22 protein-coding genes are annotated in these 21,881 nt (G+C 41.6%); 15 read left to right on the forward strand and 7 right to left on the reverse strand.

From position 1 onward, the window contains the following. Window positions 1-159: 159 nt before the first annotated feature. The 6 genes from BLP92_RS06135 to BLP92_RS06160 all read left to right on the forward strand — a co-directional run bounded on the left by BLP92_RS06135 (window position 160) and on the right by BLP92_RS06160 (window position 5,596). Window positions 160-1,023 (forward strand): alpha/beta fold hydrolase, encoded by an 864-nt coding sequence (locus BLP92_RS06135; protein WP_090841629.1) that lies wholly within the window; start codon window positions 160-162, stop codon window positions 1,021-1,023. 172 nt (window positions 1,024-1,195) lie between these two features. Continuing rightward, complete coding sequence (locus BLP92_RS06140) at window positions 1,196-1,678, forward strand: hypothetical protein (protein ID WP_090841631.1); 483 nt, start codon at window positions 1,196-1,198, stop codon at window positions 1,676-1,678. A gap of 72 nt (window positions 1,679-1,750) precedes the next feature. Continuing rightward, window positions 1,751-2,122: an iron chaperone gene (locus BLP92_RS06145; RefSeq protein WP_090841633.1), complete on the forward strand. Its 372-nt coding sequence runs from the start codon at window positions 1,751-1,753 to the stop codon at window positions 2,120-2,122. A 66-nt stretch (window positions 2,123-2,188) separates the two neighbouring features. Further along, the gene (locus BLP92_RS06150; RefSeq protein ID WP_090841634.1) at window positions 2,189-2,752 is read left to right on the forward strand and encodes a GNAT family N-acetyltransferase; all 564 of its coding nucleotides are present in this window, start codon (window positions 2,189-2,191) and stop codon (window positions 2,750-2,752) included. A 304-nt stretch (window positions 2,753-3,056) separates the two neighbouring features. Next, window positions 3,057-4,145: a D-alanine--D-alanine ligase gene (locus BLP92_RS06155; RefSeq protein WP_090841830.1), complete on the forward strand. Its 1,089-nt coding sequence runs from the start codon at window positions 3,057-3,059 to the stop codon at window positions 4,143-4,145. Window positions 4,146-4,237: 92 nt separating this feature from the next. Then, on the forward strand, window positions 4,238-5,596 hold the full coding sequence (locus BLP92_RS06160; RefSeq protein WP_090841636.1) for a UDP-N-acetylmuramoyl-tripeptide--D-alanyl-D-alanine ligase: 1,359 nt from the start codon (window positions 4,238-4,240) through the stop codon (window positions 5,594-5,596). A 262-nt stretch (window positions 5,597-5,858) separates the two neighbouring features. Here BLP92_RS06160 and BLP92_RS06165 read toward each other — a convergent pair whose 3' ends face one another. The 4 genes from BLP92_RS06165 to BLP92_RS06180 all read right to left on the reverse strand — a co-directional run bounded on the left by BLP92_RS06165 (window position 5,859) and on the right by BLP92_RS06180 (window position 10,298). Continuing rightward, window positions 5,859-7,775, reverse strand: coding sequence for an FtsX-like permease family protein (locus tag BLP92_RS06165; protein ID WP_090841638.1), 1,917 nt, complete (start codon window positions 7,773-7,775; stop codon window positions 5,859-5,861). Next, window positions 7,765-8,523: an ABC transporter ATP-binding protein gene (locus tag BLP92_RS06170; protein ID WP_090841640.1), complete on the reverse strand. Its 759-nt coding sequence runs from the start codon at window positions 8,521-8,523 to the stop codon at window positions 7,765-7,767. The genes BLP92_RS06165 and BLP92_RS06170 overlap by 11 nt, the downstream gene beginning before the upstream one ends. A gap of 99 nt (window positions 8,524-8,622) precedes the next feature. Further along, window positions 8,623-9,615, reverse strand: coding sequence for a sensor histidine kinase (locus tag BLP92_RS06175; RefSeq protein ID WP_090841642.1), 993 nt, complete (start codon window positions 9,613-9,615; stop codon window positions 8,623-8,625). 5 nt (window positions 9,616-9,620) lie between these two features. Next, window positions 9,621-10,298, reverse strand: a complete 678-nt coding sequence (locus BLP92_RS06180) for a response regulator transcription factor (RefSeq protein ID WP_090841644.1) — start codon at window positions 10,296-10,298, stop codon at window positions 9,621-9,623. A 484-nt stretch (window positions 10,299-10,782) separates the two neighbouring features. On the opposite strand from BLP92_RS06180, the gene BLP92_RS06185 reads away from it, so the two are divergent. Then, a complete protein-coding gene (locus BLP92_RS06185; protein WP_090841646.1) occupies window positions 10,783-11,031 on the forward strand; it encodes a hypothetical protein in 249 nt (82 codons plus the stop codon). Between the two features lie 148 nt (window positions 11,032-11,179). Here BLP92_RS06185 and BLP92_RS06190 read toward each other — a convergent pair whose 3' ends face one another. After that, window positions 11,180-12,043, reverse strand: a complete 864-nt coding sequence (locus BLP92_RS06190) for a LysR family transcriptional regulator (protein WP_090841647.1) — start codon at window positions 12,041-12,043, stop codon at window positions 11,180-11,182. A gap of 145 nt (window positions 12,044-12,188) precedes the next feature. Between BLP92_RS06190 and BLP92_RS06195 the strand changes: the two genes are divergently transcribed. From BLP92_RS06195 to BLP92_RS06210, 4 genes are all read left to right on the forward strand, one after another. Then, window positions 12,189-12,737: a flavodoxin family protein gene (locus BLP92_RS06195; RefSeq protein ID WP_175444202.1), complete on the forward strand. Its 549-nt coding sequence runs from the start codon at window positions 12,189-12,191 to the stop codon at window positions 12,735-12,737. A gap of 349 nt (window positions 12,738-13,086) precedes the next feature. Continuing rightward, on the forward strand, window positions 13,087-13,539 hold the full coding sequence (locus tag BLP92_RS06200) for a CopY/TcrY family copper transport repressor (protein WP_090841651.1): 453 nt from the start codon (window positions 13,087-13,089) through the stop codon (window positions 13,537-13,539). Window positions 13,540-13,646: 107 nt separating this feature from the next. Continuing rightward, window positions 13,647-15,884, forward strand: coding sequence for a heavy metal translocating P-type ATPase (locus tag BLP92_RS06205; RefSeq protein WP_090841653.1), 2,238 nt, complete (start codon window positions 13,647-13,649; stop codon window positions 15,882-15,884). 160 nt (window positions 15,885-16,044) lie between these two features. Beyond that, a complete protein-coding gene (locus BLP92_RS06210; RefSeq protein ID WP_090841654.1) occupies window positions 16,045-18,051 on the forward strand; it encodes a copper-translocating P-type ATPase in 2,007 nt (668 codons plus the stop codon). 241 nt (window positions 18,052-18,292) lie between these two features. Here the strand turns inward: BLP92_RS06210 and BLP92_RS06215 are convergent, their stop codons facing one another. Next, window positions 18,293-18,736, reverse strand: a complete 444-nt coding sequence (locus tag BLP92_RS06215; protein WP_090841656.1) for a small multi-drug export protein — start codon at window positions 18,734-18,736, stop codon at window positions 18,293-18,295. Between the two features lie 384 nt (window positions 18,737-19,120). Here BLP92_RS06215 and BLP92_RS06225 point away from each other — a divergent pair, with 384 nt between their 5' ends. The 3 genes from BLP92_RS06225 (at window position 19,121) to BLP92_RS17970 (ending at window position 20,891) form a co-directional block, all read left to right on the forward strand. Further along, a complete protein-coding gene (locus BLP92_RS06225; protein ID WP_090841661.1) occupies window positions 19,121-19,726 on the forward strand; it encodes a TetR/AcrR family transcriptional regulator in 606 nt (201 codons plus the stop codon). A 398-nt stretch (window positions 19,727-20,124) separates the two neighbouring features. Beyond that, a complete protein-coding gene (locus BLP92_RS06230) occupies window positions 20,125-20,526 on the forward strand; it encodes a VOC family protein (protein ID WP_090841663.1) in 402 nt (133 codons plus the stop codon). Window positions 20,527-20,747: 221 nt separating this feature from the next. Next, window positions 20,748-20,891, forward strand: coding sequence for a hypothetical protein (locus BLP92_RS17970; protein ID WP_175444192.1), 144 nt, complete (start codon window positions 20,748-20,750; stop codon window positions 20,889-20,891). A 273-nt stretch (window positions 20,892-21,164) separates the two neighbouring features. Here the strand turns inward: BLP92_RS17970 and BLP92_RS17865 are convergent, their stop codons facing one another. Further along, window positions 21,165-21,281 carry a replication domain protein gene (locus tag BLP92_RS17865; protein ID WP_139148926.1) on the reverse strand — a complete coding sequence of 39 codons (117 nt, stop codon included), beginning with the start codon at window positions 21,279-21,281 and terminating at the stop codon, window positions 21,165-21,167. Between the two features lie 70 nt (window positions 21,282-21,351). Between BLP92_RS17865 and BLP92_RS06240 the strand changes: the two genes are divergently transcribed. Beyond that, a complete protein-coding gene (locus tag BLP92_RS06240) occupies window positions 21,352-21,594 on the forward strand; it encodes a helix-turn-helix domain-containing protein (protein ID WP_090841667.1) in 243 nt (80 codons plus the stop codon). The last annotated feature ends 287 nt before the right edge of the window (window positions 21,595-21,881 follow it).

The raw sequence follows: 21,881 nt of genomic DNA on the forward strand, positions 1-21,881 counted from the left end.
TTTTAACATAATTAGTTACTTCTTAGTGAATAATATTCTGTGAAAAGAGCAAGGTGTTAAAATATGCGTAGAAACAGGATATAATAGGGGCAGGATTTTCCATAAAATTTCATCTGAGAATACTGCAGGAAATTCAATGTGAAAAGGGGCGGTACAGCGATGGAAAGAACTATCGGGAATTTTCAAACAGAGGGCATCACGATGGAGTATTCAGTTGCAGGCAGCGGAAAGCCGGTCCTCGTCATGCACGGCGGACACTCGAATTACAAAGAAGCGTTTGGATATGAGGCCCTTCTGCAAAGTGGGTATTCCGTGATAACTCCTTCCAGGGCGGGATACGGAGAAACCTCCAAAGAAGCGGGGAAAAGTCTTGCTCTCGCATGTGAACATTATAAGAAGCTGCTCGATCATCTTCAAGTAGAAAGCGTGCATGTTATTGCCATGTCCGCCGGCGGGCCGAGCGGCATTTACTTCGCGGCTCATTATCCGGAATATGTTACTTCGCTCGTGTTGGAGTCTGCTGTGACTAAAGAATGGCTGACGCCAAAAGATAAGGAATATAAAGCAGCACAGCTGATTTTCCGGCCGGGAACGGAAAAGATAACGTGGAAAATGATTTCTCTCTTAAACAATGTTTTCCCAAAGTTCATCTTCCGGCAGATGTTTTCTTCTTTCAGCAGTCTGTCCTTTAAAGAGGCACAGGAATTAATTGCACCAGAAGATATAGACGCGATAAAGAAAATGAACAACCGCCAGCGGTCCGGCGCAGGCTTTCTAATCGATCTGGCGCAGATAAAGGAACTGTCCGAGGAAGATCTCCAGACAGTCAGCGCTCCCACGCTGATTCTGCACAGCAGGCACGACAGCTCCGTTCCATTCGCTCATGCGCAGTACGCAGCAAGCACCATTCCTGACGCGGAATTACGATTACTCGATACGTGGGGCCACCTGATCTGGCTCGGAAAACATGGTGAAAAAACAGATGCGTATGTGGTGAATTTTCTGGACGAGCATTCAGGATAAATTACAGTAAGAGACTGTTATCAAAGAAATGTGATGGCAGTCTTTTTTGGATGAAAAAAGTAGAGAACTGAAGCTTATATGGGAAATACCTGGATATATGGTATCCTTTACTTAAGAAAATTTGTCATTCCAGGATACCGGAACGAGACAGCAAGCGAAAGGAAGGTGCTCAATGGAAACTTTTATTTTTCACAAGCCGATCATTTCCTCCTATATTAAAATCGAAAGCTCCGAACACAAATTCGAAAGCCGCCGGATCAAAAAGCAGGCAGCGCAGGTAAGCGAAGTGTCGTTTGAGCTTCATGAAAATCAAAAGCTTGCAAGCGTGATCGAGGATATGCCCACAGGGCCGGCACGTGTTTGGAATTTCTCCTATCAGGAGAGGCAGAACGCAGCCAGGCTCACTGCACCGAGTCCGTTCGCCGGCCTTTCTACAAAAAAGAAAACGACACCAACCCTTCGGTACAACGGAGAAAACTTAAACATTCAGGAGCAGGAATTTATCACTGTGGAAAGAAATGGACAAATCATTGGTGAAAGCAGACTGCAAAGAAAGTTCCCCTTAAAAAAATATGAAATTAACATTGCAGAAGATATTTCTGAGGAACTGGCCTGTATATTATTATTGTTCTATTCAGTGAGGTACTCGAGATAATATCTTCCGCTCCGAAGGGCATCCACTCATGATAAAATAAAATAGAAGATGAATACAGGGAGGGGCACAATAATGAAAGAATTTGAGGAATTTTTAGCAAAGATTGATGATCCGGACCAGCAAGAGCGGACAGAAGAAGTGCTGCAGTGGGTGAAAGACAAATTTCCCCAGCTGGAGCCGAAAATTGCCTGGAACCAGCCAATGTTTACCGATCACGGGACGTTTATTATCGGTTTCAGTGTGTCAAAAAAGCATCTGGCTGTGGCTCCGGAAGCTGCAGGAATCGAAAAATTTGCGGAAGCAGCGAAAGAAGCAGGCTATGATCATACGAAGCAGCTGATACGCATTCCCTGGAACAAACCTGTTTCTTTTTCCCTGCTGGAGGAAATCATTCGCTTTAATATGGAAGATAAAAAAGACTGTGAGACGTTTTGGAGAAAATAGAATTTCACTTCAGCTGTTATCATTTTAATGTGGTAACAGCCTTTTTACTTAGAAAGGAGAATTCAGATGAAAATGGAAGATTTTTTGATGAATTTACCGAGTTTTGAAACGCCGCGGCTGATCTTAAGAAAAGTGGAACTGAGCGATCTGGATGATATTTATGCATTTTCCTCGGACCCGGAGGTGGCGCACCATATGACCTGGAGCGTGAATCAATCCAAAGAAGAGACTTATCGTAATTATGTTGAACCTGTGCTGCGGGACTATCAGACAGGAGAATCCGGGGACTGGGTGATCGTACATATGGAAGACGAGAAAGTGATCGGCGCCTGCTCTTTTGTAAAATGGGAAAATTCACATGAAAAAGCAGAGATCGGCTTTGTTTTACATAAAGATTACTGGGGACAGGGAATTGCGACAGAAGCGGTACGGGAAATAGTAAGATTCGGATTTGAAACGTGCAGGCTGCACCGGATCGAAGGTAAATGCAATTCGGATAACATTGGCTCAGAAAAAGTCCTGCGGAAAGCAGGCTTTACGTATGAAGGCACGCTCCGGGAGAACGAATTAATCAAAGGGAAATTCTGCGATACGAAAATGTTTTCTATGTTAAAGAATGAATTCATTTAAAATGTTGCCTGGCCAAGGGTGTTATTTTCAATAAAATATACTCCTGCTGCTATGAAGAAAAAATCAGTTTTCCCACAGAATCCCTAGTTTACTCCCGTCATTCTTCGGGAAACTGATAAACATTCCCCACAGCGGATTTCCCCCTTTCCCTGTGGATATTTTTTTGACTGAATCTCTAGGAAATAATCAGTGAAATCATACGGATACAGAAACATATTTCTACACAACTTGATGGGAAAACAGTATTTCCCCGGGGGCTGAAAATGGTACAATAAGAAAGGACTAACAAACTTGGAGGCGAATGATACAAATGAAACTTGGACTACTCTACGGCGGAAAATCAGCCGAACATAAAGTATCACTACAGACGGCAAAAGCAGTGATTCAGGCACTAGATCTTACAAAATATGAAGTACATCCGATATACATAACGGAAGAAGGCGAGTGGGTACGCGGCGCGCAGCTCACAAGCCCGGTGGAAAACGTGGAACAGCTGCGCCTGGCAGAAAACGGGCAGAGCGTATCGCCTACGGCGTTAAACACAGAAATTTTCCCGGCGGAAGAAAACCAGAGCGGCAGCGGCAAATTTGATATTGTGTTCCCGCTCCTGCACGGCCCAAACGGGGAAGACGGCACGGTCCAGGGACTGCTGGAGCTCTTGAACATTCCTTACGTCGGCAATGGCGTGCTTTCTTCCTCCGCGGGGATGGACAAAGTTATGATGAAAAATATTTATGCGCAGGCAGGCATCAAGCAGCCGGCCTATACGTGGTATCTGCGCCGCGACTGGGAGAAGGATGCGGAAGCAGCGTATGCGGAAGTGGAAAATAAGCTCGGCTACCCTTGCTTTGTAAAACCGGCCAATCTCGGGTCCAGCGTGGGGATTTCCAAAGCAGATGACCGCGACGGCCTGGCGGAAGCGTTCCGTGTGGCATTTGAATACGACCGCAAAGTGATCGTGGAAGAAGGCATCGATGGTCGCGAAGTGGAAATTGCGGTACTCGGAAATGACGACCCGAAATGTTCTGTCGTTGGGGAAATTAAACCGGAAGCAGGCTTTTACGACTATAAAGCTAAGTATGAAGACGGCACGACCGGACTGATCATCCCGGCAGACATTACGGAGGAAGAGTATCAGCGGATTCAAAAAGTCGCAGTGGAATCTTTTAAAGCGATAGACTGCTCCGGCCTTGTACGTGCTGATTTCTTTTTGAAAGAAAATGGAGAAGTATTAATGAACGAAATTAATACGATGCCCGGCTTTACTCCGTTCAGTATGTTCCCAATGCTCTGGCAAGAGTCCGGCATTGAATATCCGGAACTGATTGAAGAGCTCGTGCAGCTTGGGCTGGAGCGATTCAAAGAAAAGCAGAAAATTAAGCATACGTTTTAACAAATAAGCTCTCCATGAGGTTGACTCTGCAGTGAGTCAGCCTCTTTTTGCCGGGAGTAATAATGAAGCAGGAATGAGAAGGAGCGAATCACATGATTAAAAAATCATTGCAGGAAATAGCAGTATGGACAAAGGGAGAAGCAAAAGGCACCGCACAGATTGCAGGTGTTTCCACCGATACACGGACGATCAAGGAAGGAAACCTTTTCGTGCCCATTTCTGGAGAGAATTTCAACGGGCACGATTTTGCAGCGACCGCGATGGAAAATGGCGCAGTGGCGGCACTTTGGGGAAGAAATGAAGCAGCACCTCCAAAGACACTGCCCGTTGTTTACGTGGACGATACGCTGAAAGCACTCCAGGAACTTGCGAAAAACTATCTGAAATTTATTCCGGCAAAAACGGTCGGTATTACCGGCAGTAACGGAAAAACAACGACAAAAGATATGACGGCGGCAATTCTCGGCACGACCTACAAGGTACAGAAAACAGAAGGAAATTATAACAATCACATCGGTCTTCCCCTGACAGTACTTGCACTTGACGAAGATACGGACATTGCTGTGCTGGAAATGGGGATGAGCAGCAGAGGGGAGATTGAATTTCTCTCGAGCCTCGCAAAGCCGGAAGCGGCGATTATCACAAACATTGGGGAATCCCACCTGCAGGATCTCGGCTCGCGCGAAGGAATATCCGAAGCGAAGTTTGAAATTACCGCCGGACTCAAAGAAAACGGTACGCTCGTAATACCGGGAAATGAGCCGCTGTTAACTGCCAAAGTGGAAGGCACGCCGTTTAACGTACTCACCTTTGGCAGTACAGAAGATAATGATTACTACAGCATGGAGCTGAAGCAGGAGAAAAACGGCACGTACTTTACAGTGAATAAAGCACAGGAAGAAGAGTATTTCATTCCGGTCCTCGGCAGCCACAACGTGAATAATGCTCTTGCGGCAATTGCTGTGGCGCAGCAGTTTAATGTACCTGCATCTGCTGTGAAAAAAGGTCTCCAGCAGCTGAAAGTAACCGGCATGCGCACGGAGCTTCTGGAAGGTAAGAACGGGGTTACGGTAATTAACGATGCCTACAATGCAAGTCCAACATCTACACGCGCAGCAGTGTCACTGCTCGAGGATATGGAAGGCTACAATAAAAAAATTGTCGTGCTTGCTGACATGCTGGAGCTCGGTGAAAATGAGGAAACGTTCCACTTTGAAACTGGCGAAAGCATTGATGCAGAGAAAATTGACGCTGTCTTTACTTTTGGAACTCTCGGCAGAAAAATTGCAGAAGGCGCAGCCGTGCATTTTGCAGAAGACCAGGTAGCGGCTTTTGAAGACAAACAGGAGCTGATTCAGGCACTGCAGGATAAAGTAGCAGAAGGCGATATCATTCTTGTTAAAGGCTCCCGCGGCATGAAGCTCGAAGAAGTGGTGGAAGCCGTTTTGTAGAATGGTGAATTGATGGGTTTTAAAGAAAGCTCTATATCAAATAATTCAAGAAAGTAGAAAACCTACTAATTCGTGTTTGAATTAGTAGGTTTTTACCTGCATCACATTATCGATTTCTTCTTAAAATAGAATAAGGATTCAATTCAATATAATTCCTCCTCGAAAAAGGTGAATAATATAAGGGAAAGAATCCCCGATGCAGCAATATCAAAAGTCAAAAATTGTTCCGCTCATAAATTAATTGAGGCAGAGCAATTTTACTTTACATGCTTTCTTTTACCACTTTCTTATAGTACAGCAGTGATATAAGAGCGAATACAGAATATAAAATAATATAGGCTCCCATTACCGTCAGCATCGGTGTCCATATTTCACTGCCGAACAAAAACCACCCTGCATTCACCGCAAAATAGGAGTGCAGCAGACCGATAAGCAATGGTATGCCGAATGTGACAATCATTTTTATGGTGAGGCCTTTTATCATTTCGTTTTCCGAGAACCCGAGTTTCCGCAAGACTTGATAGCTGCCTTTCTCGTCTTCACTTTCACCAATCTGCTTGAAATAGAGGATACATCCGGAGGTCAGCAAAAATGCAAATCCTACAAAGCCGGTGATAAACATCAACATCCCCATGCCCTGCACCTGAGTCGTATACTGATTGATTTTCGATTGGAATGCTGGATTGCTTTCTTCCTCCATCATTTCAAAAATTTCCATACTGTCTTCTCCGGCAATATCAATTGCAAAACTTTCCCGGGGCTGCGCTCTTTCTTCGTCATAATTATGGTGTTCTTCGAGTGTGCTGTACACATCACTGGCCACCACTGCCTGCGGGAAACCGAATGCGACGTGAGACGGCAGTATAGCATCCTCCCCTACATGCACAAGCTCAAGTGTGCGGGTATAATCATCATTTACCAGCGTGACCGGATGATTCAGCTCAAACTCAATGTATGATTCCGTAATAAACGAAACTCCTGTAATGATCATTTCATTTTCATCCACATCAAATCCATCAACATGTTCCTCACTGACAATATTCAGCTGGAATTCAGAAATCAATCCATCCGATGCTTCTGTATCTACCTTAATGGCCTCTCCTGTCGCTTCATAGGATATAGTTGGGGTCACTACAGTTTCATGTTTAATATTATTGTCAGCCAAGAGCTCACTGTAGAACTGCATATCTTCTTCTTCATCAAAAACATAATCATGCGGCATAAACGCATCGACAGACTCACCAACAGAGTAATAGGAGATGTAGGAAAGTGACATCAGCCCCATACTGATTGCACTGATTACACTGATCAGAGTCAGTAGAAATGCATTCGATTTCATCTTGAACATGATGCTGGTGAGCGACAGGACATCTTTCACATTGATATGGCCATTTTTAGATCGCCTGATTACATTCAAAATGAATGCGACAGAGAATTTAAATGTAAGATAAGTACCGGTAATAGTCAGAAATAAGATACTAAACAAGAAGGGGAGCGTCCCGAAATCCATTATCATCGTAGACAGCCAGTAACCTGAAGCGATCATTGCCAGACCCAGTATGCCAAGTATTACAGTGCCTGCACCCAGCCGTTTATGGTTTGATTCACTGGACTTGTCAAGCGTAAGCATATTTATGAGTTGTGTCCGCTTTAAAAAGAGGTAATTTTGTGCCATCAGCAGTGCAAATATGAAGGCGAATAATAGGCCCGTCTGGAGGGCCGCTTCCACGGAAAAATTCATCCCTGCAGAAATTTCTATCTGCATCATTCTAAAAAGGATCATGAGCAGGGTACGATACAGCAGAAACCCAAAAGCGATGCCGATGATCAGGCTGCCAAGGTAAATGACCGCATTTTCCAGAATAAGTATCCTGAATATTTTCCTGCGTGTTAAGCCGATCAGCTGAAACAGTGCCAGTTCCCTGTTTCTTCGATTCAGAAAAATGAAGTTGGCAAACATGACGAACGTAACAATAATGACAACCAGCAGCACGGATCCTGCAATAAATCCTGTGCTCATCATGTCACTGGATGTTAATTCTTCTGCGACGCTGTCATCCCGGGACATAAGTACAAAGGAAAAATAGAGGACCACACTGAATACGAGTGCAAAGATATACAATGTATAGTTTTTTAGGTTCTTAAAGAAATTTTTTAAAATGATGGAGTTAAGATTCAACGCCGACACCACCAAGCACACTCTGCGTATTCATGATTTTCTTATAAAAGTCTTCCTGAGAATGATCGCCTTTTCTCAGTGTGGAATAGATCAGCCCGTCCTTCAGAAAAATGACCCTCCCAGAGTAACTGGCAGCAGTGGCGTCATGGGTGACCATCATAATTGTTGAGTTACTTTTGCTGTTCAGCTGCTGGAGTTTCCTGAGCAGGCTGCTGGCGGATTTTGAATCCAGCGCACCCGTCGGTTCGTCTGCAAATATGATTTTTGGCTGATGGATAAATGCTCGTGCCGCACTTGTCCGCTGCTGCTGCCCGCCGGAGATTTCACTTGGGTATTTGCTCTTTACATCATAGGTATCAAGTTCCTCTGCGACGAGCCTGAATTGTTTTTCCACCTCTGCTTTTTTCATATTTCTGATGGAAAGCGGCAGTAATATGTTTTCTTTTACAGTCAGCGTGTGGAGCAGATTATATTCCTGGAACATAAAACCAAGATCATTTTTCCTGAAATTGGCAAGCTCTTTATCTTTTAAATTTGTAATATCCTGCCCTTCTATAATAATGTGGCCGCTCGTTACTCTATCAATAGAGCTCAGCACATTCAGCAAGGTCGTTTTGCCTGAACCGGATGCTCCCATAATGGAAATGAATTCTCCTTGTTCAATATTCAGGTCAATCCCCTGTAAAACTTCCGTTCTATTCATCCTGTTCCCATAAGATTTTCTAATGTCACTTGCTTCAAGAATCATTATTTTACCTCCTAAGTTGTTATATCCTTATCTTACTCCTTTACATTTTTTGTTTCGTTTGATTCTTGTGACAGATGAGAAGACCATGTGACGTTTTTGTCACATGGTCTTCACCTCCTGCATTTCATTCTTTTTAGGAAAGGTAAGTATGATAGTAGTTCCCTCCCCGTAGCGGGATTGCACATCTATTACAATATCCATGGCATTGGCCGCTTCTTTTGTGAGATACATCCCCATACCCGTTGCTTCCCTGTCCCCATGGTCACTGGTGGATGTAAATCCTGCTTCAAATATTCTTGGAATATCTTCCGCTTTCATTCCTCTGCCGGCGTCTGTTATTTCCAGCTTCGGCCATCCATCCTCCAAATAGCTGTTTATGGAAATGTCACTGTCTTCCGAGTATTTGACACTGTTGCCGATGATTTGATCCATCATAAAAGAGAACCATTTCAAATCTGTCTCTACGTGGGTAAGGGAGAGATCTATATCGAACCCGATTCTTTTTTTTATACAAATGGTTCTTAATTTCCTGATAGTATGGGAAAGAACATTGTTAATGTCCACACTTTCAATATATAAATCTTTGCTGAGATTGGTGAGCCTTTTTTCATAAAGCATGTCATTCAGCATGGCGTCCAGCCTCAGCCACTCCACTTCCATTCTGGACTTTTCCGGTTGATCCAGGTCATCTATCATCAACTTCATCGTAGTCAGGGGCATCTTCATATCGTGTATCCATCTTGTCAATTCATCCAGATTCTCTTCGGTTTTTTTCGATTCACTTTCCAGGAGGGCATTATGATATTTTCTCATCACCGACAATTGTGCATGCAGCCTTTTTTGGCAGGGAGTCACAGGTGCCGGCAGAGTGTCTGTTTCTTCAATTCTTTCAGTACGCATAAACTCCAGCCTGTAATTTCTCCCTCTGAAAAAATCCCATATTAAAAATAAAGACAGCATAGCCGCATTTATCATACCGATGTACAGGAGGGGAAAGAGAGGAATGTCGGCATCTATCATTCCGATGGAAAGAAGCGAAAGATGAAACAAGATAAAGAGAAGTATCCAGTGCAGGGTTTGTCTTATATACATGAACCTCACTCCTTCAGCATGTAACCTAGGCCAGTTTTAGTAACAATGGCATCTTTCAGGCCGATACTTTCCAGCTTTTTTCTAATTCGGTTCACATTTACAGTCAGCGTATTGTCGCTGATGAATCTTGAATCGTCCCACAGTTGTTCAATCAGCGTTTCCCTGGTTACTGCCTGATTCACGTCATGGATCAGGATAGCCAGTATATATGATTCGTTTTTAGTCAGATGAATTTCGCCTTCCTTACTTTTCACTGTCAACTTCTTAAAATCAAACACTGCATCCCTGAATCTGACAGCGTCCATACCCTGATTCTGATATTGATACGTTCGTCTTAACAATGCCTGTACTTTTGCCACCAGCACATCAAAATTAAAGGGTTTCTGAATATAATCGTCACTTCCCAGCTGCATACTCATTATCATGTCTGAAGGATGATTCTTGGAGGAAAGAAAGATGATAGGGAGGTTTGAAATATCCCGGATACGCCGACACCAGTAAAACCCGTCGTATTTTGGCAGTGTAATGTCGATAATCACTAAATCCGGTTCCAGATTAATAAAATCATTTAAGACGTTCTCAAAGTCAGTAACCCCAAGCACTTGGTAATCCCATTCTTCCAGCCTTGTCTTCAGCTCATTAAATAACGACACATCGTCTTCGATGATAAAAATTTTTGACATCTATTCCACCACCGTCCAGTCTCTATGTAAAATATTCTTCAGTTTCCATTATAATTATAAAGGAAACTGGATATTTTGTATGCTTTCACAGAATATCATTCCTATTGGCTCTGCCGTGTGCAGCAAACAAGCTGTTCATATAAGAGGGTGAGATATGGATCTACAGGGAAAGAGAATTTTCGGAGGAAGAGAAGATCAGCTACGTGGTAAGAGGTATTGTATTTTTACAACTTTCTATGTATTGGGTTCTCCTACGTTTCCGGCGGAAGCTTTGGCCACGTAGCTGGTTTGAAGATTGGGCAGCTAAAAAGGACGAACAATAACCAATCAATTACTGTGTTTGAAGGTAACGTATGTGAAGTGAAGTTACATTCAAAATTTGATTTACCTGATTTATGAAATACAAAACAATTGTGGATAGATAAATATGATGCATCCTCGTTTTATTCTGGCAACACCCGGAAAATGGAAGGTAGGCGTATAAATGGAAAACAATATAAGGTTAGAAGAATTTATAGAGTTAATCTTAATTGGACACGATATTGAATTCCAGTTTGAACAAGAAAAATATTCAATAACAAACATAGATAGCGAAAGTACTTGTTTAACCAACATTACGGTGAAAAGTATGCAATTCTCTCCTAAAAGCGAAGCGTGTATAAGAAAATTGATTGTAAAAGAAAAAAGACTAGAGGAAGTAGCCGACCAGTTTATTATTGATATGATTTTTTAAAATGAGATTGATTAAAAGAAGCTGCCAGCATTACAAAGCTGTAAAAAATGAAGAGTTAGAAAAAGTATCCAGGAATTCTTCCAAGATACTTTTTTCATTGCTTGCAGCAATTTTAAATCACCCTTTGCCAAACTGGCTTATATAATATCTATTTCCCAACTAATTCCTGTCCCGGCTTCGGAAGAACTTCCAAAAATGCTTCTAAGTTAACGGATTGCCATTTATCTTTATGGATTGCTGTGTAGATGGCAATTGGTTCTTCTGCCATTTCCTCTATTAAATCACCATTTGCAATATCTTCTTCTACTGAAAAATAAGGGAGCATGGACCTGCCTAATCCCAGCAGCACACATTTTTTAATTGCTTCTATGCTCGGCAATTCTATTTTTTTCGCAGTTTTTCCCTCAATGGATAAATGCTTTTCTATCAGGGGGCGCCAGCTGCAGGAATACTCTGTGAGAAACATCGTGTCAGGAATCTGTGATTCTTCTTTATTTGCTGACCGAACAAGGGTCAGTTTCTCTTCTTTTAATTTTAGTATCGTTAGCTCTTTAGACTTCCAGTCGCTTCCTTCAACCAGTACCGCTGCATCAATTTCTCCTTTTTTAAACTGGGCCGCCAGGTTTTCATAATCGAGAGATTTTAGCGTCAGCTTCACTTCAGGGTAACGCACCATAAAATCTTTAATGATTGCAGGGAGCCAATAGATCATTAACGATTCACTCACTCCGATCGTCAATTCTCCAGCAGGAACGTTATCTTCTTTTATTACTTCTTTCGATTTTAAATGCAGATTAATAATATCTTTCGCATACGGTAAATACCGTTCACCAGTCTCTGTTAGCACGACCTTTTTGCCTAACCGGTCGAACAGTGGGTAGCCAAGTTCTTTTTCCAGTTCTTTCATATGGGAGGTGACAGAAGACTGCACATACCCTAATTCATCAGCTGCCTTTTTAAAGCCGCCGGTTTCGACAATTGTTTTAAAAGTTATCAGATGGCGCAGTTCCAAGGAAATCTCTCCTATCATTTATAATGAACGTTTCAATTAAAATTATTCGTTTTACTGAACTATAAATCCAGTATAAGCTTTATATATGCTAGATTCCATAGAAACAATATTAAATTTAAACGAAAAGAGGGATCCACTCATGAAGATTATGGCATTGCTTGGCAGCTCAAGAAGGAACGGGAACACAGAGTATCTGGTACAAGAGGCACTAAAAGGTATGGACTATCAAAGCGTGTATTTATTGGATCACAAAATAAATCCTATTGTGGATCAGCGGCATGAAACAAATGGATTTGATGCGGTGGAGGATGATTACGAAAAGCTGTTTAAAGAATTTCTGGACCAGGATATTATCATTTTTGCGACTCCATTGTACTGGTTCGGCATGCCTGGCCAGATGAAGATCTTTTTTGACCGCTGGAGCCAGTATATGCTGGATGACCAGTATAATTTCAAAGAAAAAATGCGGGGGAAGAAAGCCTATGTAATTGTTACCGGAGAAAATCCGCCGCCGAAAACCGCAGCGCTACCCTTAATTCAGCAGTTTCAGTATATTTTCGAATATGTAGGAATGGATTTTGTGGATTATATGATCGGGAAAGCAAATAAGCCGGAGGAGATTCGTCAGGGCACGTACGCATTAACGAAAGCAGAAATCTGGAGAAAAGAAATTAAAGATGTAGTTGTCATATAAAAAGCCGTCTAAGAACCTTCCTTTCATTTTTATTATAGGAAGGTTTTTTTACGAAGAGAACTGCTTATACGGAGTTTCTTCTACTGTTACGAAAACACAAGCTGAAGCCCGACTTTAAATAATGATACATGGATTACGCTGAAATATGAACTGATTACATGCTTACTGGAAAGATCAACTTAATGTAAAAAGATAACCCTGATCATTAAAAAACTCGTTCCCTCCGGTCCAAAAATATTCTTCCTCTGCGTTCTTTGCTTTACATTAATTGAAAAACCTTGACACTTATCGTTTACAATTGTAAACTAAATATAAGGATTACAAATGTAAACGGAATGGAGAGAGGAATATGAATACTGAAATAGATTACAAAATTACTGATGCAGAATGGGAAGTGATGCGTGTCGCTTGGGCGCACGATAGGGTCACAAGCAAAGAAATCATAAACGTGCTGGAGCAGAAAATGGACTGGAAGCCAGCTACGACGAAAACTTTTATCGGCAGGCTTGTTAAGAAAGGAATGCTCCATACGGAAACAGAAGGCAAGAAATATATATATTCCGTCAATGTAAGCGAAAGTGAAATAACCAAAAGAAATCTAAATGAATTTCTGGAGCGTATGTGTGATAAAGAGGTTGGCAATACTATAGTGCACTTAATTTCAAAAGCACCTTTAAGCTTCAAAGATATTGAGAATTTGGAAAAGATACTGGAGAGGAAGAAAAAAGATGCTGTGGAGGAAGTGCCATGCAGCTGTGTTCCAGGGCAGTGCAGGTGTCAGGATCATCACTGCTCCACGTGAAGCATGGAGGGAGGTTCGCGGCTGTTTTAAAAAGCAGCCAGCTTTTTTTAAAAATAATTTATACCATACCCATGTATAGTATATAAACCGCCAGAGGAGGAATGACCATGAATAAAATTAATATCTCAGTTTCCGGTATGACATGTGCTTCGTGTGTGAACCGAGTAGAGAAATCGATTAATAAAGTAGAGGGTGTTGAAGAAGCCCAGGTGAACCTTGCTTCCCATAGTGCACAGGTTTGGGTGGATGACGCTGTAACTTCCGAGCAGATTGTTCAAGCTGTTGAAAAGCTTGGGTATGGAGCGGACGTTCAGGAGGAGGGTGTGAAGGATCGCTCCGGCGAAGAAAAATTGGAGACAGATTCACTAAAGAAAAGTGTGTTCTGGAGCAGCCTGGTGACAGCCGTTGTTCTCATTGGGAGTATTCCGCATATGATGCCGCATTGGGGGGACTGGGTACCCGCGTTTCTTGCAAGCCCCTATGTGCTTCTTTTACTCACCTCCTATGTTCAGCTAGGTCCAGGGCGCCGTTTTTATACAAACAGCTATAAAGTATTGAAGAATGGTTCGGCGGATATGAATGTGCTTGTAGCAATGGGAACTACTGCCGCATGGTTCTACAGCGGGGCATTGACGCTTTTTCCAGCGTATTTGACAGGACTCGGTTTTCCGAATGAGTTGTACTACGATGTGACGACGGTCATCACCACACTTATTCTGGTGGGACGTTATCTGGAAGCAAAAGCCAAAGGGCAGACATCCACTGCGATCAAGAAGCTAATGAATATGCAGGCGAAAACCGCACGTGTTATTCGCGATGGCGAACAAAAAGAGATTCCCCTGGAAGAAGTGCAGATCAACGATGAAATTCATGTGCGGCCCGGGGAGCGTGTTCCGGTAGACGGTCATATTATAAGAGGGACCTCCTCTGTTGATGAGTCTATGATTACGGGCGAGTCGCTGCCTGTAGAAAAACAGGTAAAGGATGAAGTGATCGGTGCGACCCTCAATAAATCCGGAAGTTTTACGATGAAAGCTTCCAAAGTCGGAAAAGATACGATGCTTTCCCAGATTATCCGGATGGTAAATGAAGCGCAGGGTTCGAAAGCACCAATTCAAAGGATTGTCGACGTGATCGCTGCTTATTTTGTCCCGGCGGTTGTGTTAATTGCGCTCGGCAGCGCTGTTGTCTGGTTTCTGTTCGGACCGGACCCGGCATTTATTATGGCGCTTACCACCTTTATCGCCGTGTTGATCATCGCTTGCCCGTGTGCCCTTGGCCTTGCGACACCGACGGCGATTATGGTGGGAACGGAAAAAGGAGCAGAAAACGGGATCCTGATCAAGGATGCTACGAGCCTGGAGCGTGTGAAAAAAATTGATACGGTCGTTTTTGATAAAACAGGTACGATCACAGAAGGAAAGCCGGTAGTTACAGATTTGATACTTTCCGGCATTCTGACGAAGGAAGAGCTGCTGCAGATGGCAGCTTCGGTGGAAAACAGCTCCGAGCATCCGCTGGGGGAAGCGATTGTGGAAGCAGCAAAAGAAACAGGGCTTTCTCTAATTGAACCAGAAAGTTTTCAATCAATTACAGGTCATGGAATTGAAGCCGAATGGAACGGAAAAAAAGTGTTGATCGGCAACCAAAAGCTGATGGCTGGCCACGGTGTGGATACAGCTTCCATGAACAGCCAGGGCACTGCGCTTGCGAAATCCGGCAAGACACCGATGTTTGTAGCGATGGATGGAAAAATAGCCGGTATTGTCGCCGTAGCAGATACATTGAAAGAAAATGTAAAACAATCTGTACAGACACTCCAGAAAATGGGGATTAAAGTCCTCATGATTACTGGAGATCATGAAGATACGGCTGCAGCCATCGCCAGGGAAGCCGGAATCGATGATTATATTGCACAAGTGCTCCCTGAGCACAAGGCGGAAGCGATTAAAAAACTTCAGCAGAAAGAAAAAATTGTAGCGATGGTCGGTGACGGAATCAATGATGCACCGGCACTTGCGCAGGCAGATGTTGGCATGGCGATCGGTACCGGTACAGATGTAGCGATGGAAACAGCAAACATTACCTTGATGAAGGGGGACATTGCAAAAGTTGTCACAGCAATCCAACTTTCCAGAACAACTATGCGTATGATACACCAAAACCTCGGATGGGCATTTGGTTACAATGTTGTGCTGATCCCAGTAGCTGCTGGAGCGTTATTTCCTGTTTTCGGCATTCTCCTGAATCCAATGCTCGCCGGGTTGGCGATGGCGCTCAGCTCTGTTTCCGTCGTATTAAACACGTTAAGGCTGAGAAAATTTAAGTCAGTGCCTGCTGCATAAGCAGGCAGCCCAACTTTAAGCTGGGAGGGCAACTAGGTTATTTATGACGAACTCTTTCCCTGCGGAGCTTCATTTTTAACATGTGACTCGTTAGGAAGAAACAGAAAAAATTGTTAACACATTTATCGATCGCAGTACGATAAGAAAGGAGAGGAATTAAATGAATGATCACCATCAGCACCATTCATCTGAAGAACATTCTCATAACAACCACTCCGAAGGACATGCGCACCACGAAAACGAATTTAAAAAGAGGTTTTATGTTTCGCTGATCTTTATGGTTCCTATTTTACTTCTTTCGCCCATGATACAGTCCTTTATCGGAGTAGACTGGCGTTTTCAGGGCGACATGTTCATTCTCTTTGCGCTTTCCAGTGTCGTTTACTTTTACGGGGGCTGGCCATTTTTAAAAGGTGTATTTCAGGAAATGAAACAGAAGGCTCCTGGCATGATGACACTGATCGCTTTTGCCATTTCAGTCGCTTATTTTTACAGCACAGCAGTGGTATTCGGTGTTCCAGGGCATGAAATGTATTGGGAACTTTCTACGCTTATCGTTATTATGCTGCTCGGCCATTGGATAGAAATGAAGTCAATTAGGGGCGCATCGAATGACTTGGAAGAATTAGTGAGGTTTATGCCTTCTACAGCTCACTTGTTGGAGCAGGATGGAAGTACGCGGGAAGTAGCCGTTGCTGAGCTGCACCCCGGACAGCAGGTGCTTATTAAACCAGGGGAAAAAGTTCCAGTGGATGGAGAAATAATAAAAGGTACCTCTGAAGTGGATGAATCCAGTTTGACAGGAGAATCCGTTCCCATCCTGAAAGAAGCGGAAGATCAAGTAATTGGTGGATCTGTCAACGGAGAAGGGTCTCTTACAGTAACAGTGAAGAAAACGGGAGAAGAAAGCTACCTTTCTCAAGTAATTACCATGGTAAAAGAAGCGCAGGAGTCAAAATCACGAACACAGAATCTGGCAAATCGTGCAGCAAAGCTGTTGTTTTACGTAGCGGTGCTTGCCGGCGCTGCAACTTTGGTTATCTGGTTGACAGTTGGATTTTCCGTACAGTTTTCTATTGAACGCATGGTCACAGTGATGGTAATTGCCTGCCCGCATGCATTAGGATTAGCGACTCCGTTAGTTACTGCAGTATCCACAAGCCTGTCTGCCAAAAAAGGGCTGCTGATACGAAATCGTACGAACTTTGAAGAAGGACGGTATTTGGACGCGGTCGTATTTGATAAAACGGGGACCCTTACAAAAGGAGAATTTGGCATTACGGATTTTCTTGCAGCAGGGGAGAAAGAGGAAGATGAGATCCTTGCATTGGCGGCTTCCATTGAATCTCAATCGGAACATCCAATTGCAAAAGGAATTATTGCCGCATCAAAAGACAAAAATATTAAAGTTACTTCACCTGATGACTTTACGTCTTTAACCGGGAAGGGGCTGCAGGGCACTGTAAACGGAGAGAAGGTAATGGTGGTAAGCCCTGGATATATGCAGGAGGAAGAAATTTCCTATCCAAAGGAAGATTTCGAAGCTTTATCGGAAGAAGGGAAAACAGTAGTATTTGTGCTTCTAAACGACACTTACGCTGCCATGATCGGTCTTGCTGATCAAGTGCGGGAAAGCTCTAAAAAAGCTGTGGCAGCATTGAAAGACATGGGTATTAAATCCATCATGCTCACCGGGGATAATCAAAAGGTGGCAGAATGGGTAGGCAGGCAGCTTGACCTGGAAGAAGTATATGCTGGAGTACTGCCTCATGAAAAAGCAGAAAAAATCAAAGAAATTCAAGCGAAAGGATGGAAAGTGGCTATGACAGGAGACGGAGTGAATGATGCTCCCGCGCTCGCCAATGCGGACCTGGGTATAGCCATCGGAGCAGGAACCGATGTAGCGATGGAATCGGCAGATGTCATTTTAGTTAAAAGTGATCCGCAGGACGTAGTAGCATTATTAAAGCTCTCCCGCGCCACTTATCGCAAAATGATTCAAAACCTCTGGTGGGCTGCAGGATATAACATTGTCGCACTCCCGCTGGCAGCTGGAATTCTATATACCTTTGGAATTCTGCTTACTCCTGCGGCAGGGGCAGTCCTGATGTCGCTCAGCACCATAATTGTAGCGATTAATGCAAGATTATTAAAAACCTCTTCGTAAAAACGATAACTATATTCATTGTGCACTGCCATTCGATTCTTCTCTGAAAATTAATAAGCATAATAAAATAGAGGAAAAGAAGGCTCTGATCTCAATAGCAGATGGAGCCTTCTTTTATTTACTGATTTTAATTTCTACTGAATTCAAACAGTTCCTCTCCATACATGATGCGCTTTTGTGAACAGTAAGCAACTGAAATCCTGCTGCATTGTTAAGTCTTATTGCAGAGCATTAAAAAGTATTACGAAAAAAACTCAAACCCCATATTAGCCAATACAGCTATAATAAAACCTGTCACTCCTACGCTAATACCACTGTATATCCACAATTGTATTCTGTTGATCTTTAAAGCTTTTGCTATAATTCCAATCACCCAGACGCCTGTAACCGGTGTAAGAAATAAGATAAAGAAAACCCCGTATTTTTCAATCCGGTTTCGCCATTTTCCCCGCAGGGATTTATCACTCATTTTTTTCATGAATTTAAATTTCATTAACCAATTATATAAAAAATCAATTAAAGGAATAACCATCCAGTTGCCTAGTGATGCCCAAAGAAAAGCATCAAACCAATTAAGGCCTACTGATAATCCAAAAGGAACTGCAAGGTATATTTCAAAGTGTGGAAAAAAACCCATAAACCATGTCGTAGCTGCTAAACTAATATATTTTAATATTTCCATCATGCACTCACTCCTCTCTCAAAAATTCTAATGCAGGTAAATTTTATAAGAATCGCGACAGACCCCAGCCCCAGGAATATAGTAAGCGAAATGCAAAGAAAAATTCGCGATTCCGGGAGAGGGGGTATCCTCTGTACAGAAAGCACGCTGTAACAATTTAGAACTTCCGCAGTACGGCAGTGGAATATCATTCTGATTTCCAAAAAATTGTTTATAGTACATAGATCGACTTCCTTTCTATTTATAATTAATGTACAATATATTCATTAATGAACACTTTGTATGGTTTTATTGTAATTGACATATTATTCAGTGGTAAATCATCAAAGTTAAAGAAATGTACACTATAAAACAAATTACTAAAATTGTTCAGAGGGAGGGAGCCGGATGAAAAATAGGGAAGATGACAGAAGAGTAATGAAAACCCAGCAAGCGATCCATGAAGCATTTTCATTATTAATGGAGGAAAAAAAATATAGTAAAATTACGATTCAAGATATTATTGACCGCGCTAATGTAGGAAGATCTACCTTTTATGCGCATTTCGCCACTAAAGACGATTTGCTGTTCAGTAGTGTAGAGGAGTTACTGGAAGTACTTAACCAATATGTAAAGAGCTATATGGAACATGATGGAGAGGAACCAGAATTAATATCAGTAATAGAATTTTTTGAACATATAGAGGAAAACAGTAAAACAATGAGAGGGTTATTTAAAACAGAAGCGGCTGATTTATTCTTTGAAAAAGTGGAGGCATATTGGAAAGATGGAATGGAGAGGTATCTTCGGTGGAAAATACCGGCGGGCCAGGAACCGAAAGTGCCTGTAGAGATTTTAACAAACCATATTTCCAGCACGTTAATTAACTTATTGAAGTGGTGGGTAAACAATCAAATGTCCTATACTCCACTTCAAATGGAGAAATACTTTAGAGAGTTAATAAATCCCTGTATTGATTCGATTATTTATAACGATGCAGCCAAAGAAGCTTAATTGTTCTCTGGGGAAACAAGCAGCAGAAAAATTTCGCTACCTTCCCTCAGGGCAGTACCACCGGAAATAAGCAAAACCAAATGAAAAAGGGAAGCTTCCAATTCGAGATTGGCAGCTTCCCCTTTTTTATTGCACTTTAATTCGGTGAATAAGTTTTCACCATCTCATTTTTTATCTAATTATACGCTTTGAAATAAACATTTCGAACATTGTTTATGCACTTATCTTTTTGAGGACCGGTGAGAATAAGCCTGCCTCTGCCGGGTTAATTTATTCTTGAAACTCAAGTCGGGGTTATTTAATTTCCTGCCTCATAGACTGCTCTTGTGTCACTTTTAGAGATAATCTGCATCAATTTTAATCTATATATTACATGAGATAAAAAGGTGAGTGAGAGATTGAAATTCAATGCACTGATTCCAGAATTATCAGTTAATGATATTGAGAGGTCAAAATGGTTTTATATAGAGATACTTGGGTTCCGATTAGAATATGGAAGGAAAAATGAAAAATTTGCTTTTTTATCACTTAACAAAGCACAAATTATGATTGAAGAAATTAATGGTTATTGGAATACAGGGTTGTTAGAATATCCATTTGGCAAGGGCATTAACTTTCAAGTAATAGTAGACGATATTCAACCCATAATTGAAAGATTAAATCAAAATGAAATTTCATTATTTAAAGAACCTACTGTTAATGAATATAAAACTAATGAGAAAATAATCAAAGAGATTGAATTTCTCGTTCAAGACCTAGATGTTTATTTGTTGAGATTGTCACAAGAAGTTAGTAGTTAACTTGTTGGATGAATTTCGATTATTAACATTGGCTCCAAGTTAATTAAGTTTTAGTTTTCGATACTATATATTTTGAGTATACTTAAAACATACAACAAGTTGCTGAATCGAAAATAGTACTCACTGCTTGATTTGGTTGGAAATACTATTGGAGATTTTAAGTGCTGGCAAAAATAAATTATTGAAATATGGTCATTTAAGTTTAATTAGGAGGTCTTACAATGACAAGAGTTCAAATAACAATAGTGGTAGCAACAGCAGTTTATATTGCTTTAGATTACGCTGATGTTGGTGGAACTATTGCTAAGATTATAGATTCAAAAGATTGGTATAGAAATACCGGATGGATGGATATAGCACAATGAAATACATAAGATATTTAATATATTTTATTATAATTAGTACGGTTTTTTACTTTATATCTCAATATGTCACTCAAGATAAACAAATATTAAATATGATTATAGGTTTTATACTCCTATTCATAGTGGCCTTTCCGTTAATGTATTTAGAATTCATTAAGATTCAAAAAAGATATTGAAATTAAAAAACATACTCCAGACAATAAAAGACGCCCATAAAAGCGTCTTTTATTGTCTATTCTTCTTTACTAATAAAATAGTTTTCTTTTCCCGACTTTACATAGCAACCACATGATACGCTGATACTTCTTCTTCATCCTGCGGATTATCCGTCTGCACCAAATCTCCTTTTTCTACATCATCAAGATTTAATTCTTTATGAATCGTTTTCAACCCTTCGCCATATGCAGAGTTAGGTTTGATAAGTATACTCTTTCTTTATACAGTGAGCATCTCTGGATGCTTGATACAAAATGATTCGATTAAAGATGCTTTAGATAGCGCTGAATACAGACGCAGCCGTATCGTTTTTCGAAGACGCATGGAACTAGGTCTCTCCCAAACAGCGCTTGCAGAGAAAGCAGGAGTTACTCAGAAAACAATCAGCCGAGTTGAGGGTGGAGACCCGGGGATAAGAACAAGTACGATCGAAAAGGTATATGCAGCGCTGGAGATGAAAGAAGAAGTATCTGCCGGAACAAATTGATATTTTGCAGCTATATAGTATATAGATGAGGTGATGTTCAATGAATTCTTTAAGTGAGTATGCTAAAAAAGAATTATTTGATGCTTTGCAGGGAAAAGAGTCAGGTGCTGTTGTTATAAATGGTAAGTTGTTTTCAATTGAAGTGATAAATTAAGATTCAGCTATCGAGGATGACATCTCTGATACGTTATCAAAAGAAATGGATGAATATCCTGAACTTAAAGCTTCACTCACAAGGTATGTAAGCACCCCAGAAATGAAAAAGTATTCTGGAAGCGAGCTGAAAA

This window comes from Alkalicoccus daliensis, from assembly GCF_900103955.1.
Classification (GTDB): domain Bacteria; phylum Bacillota; class Bacilli; order Bacillales; family Salisediminibacteriaceae; genus Alkalicoccus; species Alkalicoccus daliensis.

What these genes read in the sequence shown, in the direction of transcription:
- BLP92_RS06135 (WP_090841629.1), top strand. Translation starts at nt 160, where the DNA reads ATGGAAAGAACTATCGGGAATTTTCAAACAGAGGGCATCACGATGGAG.
- BLP92_RS06140 (WP_090841631.1), top strand. Translation starts at nt 1,196, where the DNA reads ATGGAAACTTTTATTTTTCACAAGCCGATCATTTCCTCCTATATTAAA.
- BLP92_RS06145 (WP_090841633.1), top strand. Translation starts at nt 1,751, where the DNA reads ATGAAAGAATTTGAGGAATTTTTAGCAAAGATTGATGATCCGGACCAG.
- BLP92_RS06150 (WP_090841634.1), top strand. Translation starts at nt 2,189, where the DNA reads ATGAAAATGGAAGATTTTTTGATGAATTTACCGAGTTTTGAAACGCCG.
- BLP92_RS06160 (WP_090841636.1), top strand. Translation starts at nt 4,238, where the DNA reads ATGATTAAAAAATCATTGCAGGAAATAGCAGTATGGACAAAGGGAGAA.
- BLP92_RS06170 (WP_090841640.1), bottom strand. Translation starts at nt 8,523, where the DNA reads ATGATTCTTGAAGCAAGTGACATTAGAAAATCTTATGGGAACAGGATG.
- BLP92_RS06175 (WP_090841642.1), bottom strand. Translation starts at nt 9,615, where the DNA reads ATGTATATAAGACAAACCCTGCACTGGATACTTCTCTTTATCTTGTTT.
- BLP92_RS06180 (WP_090841644.1), bottom strand. Translation starts at nt 10,298, where the DNA reads ATGTCAAAAATTTTTATCATCGAAGACGATGTGTCGTTATTTAATGAG.
- BLP92_RS06185 (WP_090841646.1), top strand. Translation starts at nt 10,783, where the DNA reads ATGGAAAACAATATAAGGTTAGAAGAATTTATAGAGTTAATCTTAATT.
- BLP92_RS06200 (WP_090841651.1), top strand. Translation starts at nt 13,087, where the DNA reads ATGAATACTGAAATAGATTACAAAATTACTGATGCAGAATGGGAAGTG.
- BLP92_RS06205 (WP_090841653.1), top strand. Translation starts at nt 13,647, where the DNA reads ATGAATAAAATTAATATCTCAGTTTCCGGTATGACATGTGCTTCGTGT.
- BLP92_RS06210 (WP_090841654.1), top strand. Translation starts at nt 16,045, where the DNA reads ATGAATGATCACCATCAGCACCATTCATCTGAAGAACATTCTCATAAC.
- BLP92_RS06215 (WP_090841656.1), bottom strand. Translation starts at nt 18,736, where the DNA reads ATGATGGAAATATTAAAATATATTAGTTTAGCAGCTACGACATGGTTT.
- BLP92_RS06225 (WP_090841661.1), top strand. Translation starts at nt 19,121, where the DNA reads ATGAAAAATAGGGAAGATGACAGAAGAGTAATGAAAACCCAGCAAGCG.
- BLP92_RS17970 (WP_175444192.1), top strand. Translation starts at nt 20,748, where the DNA reads ATGACAAGAGTTCAAATAACAATAGTGGTAGCAACAGCAGTTTATATT.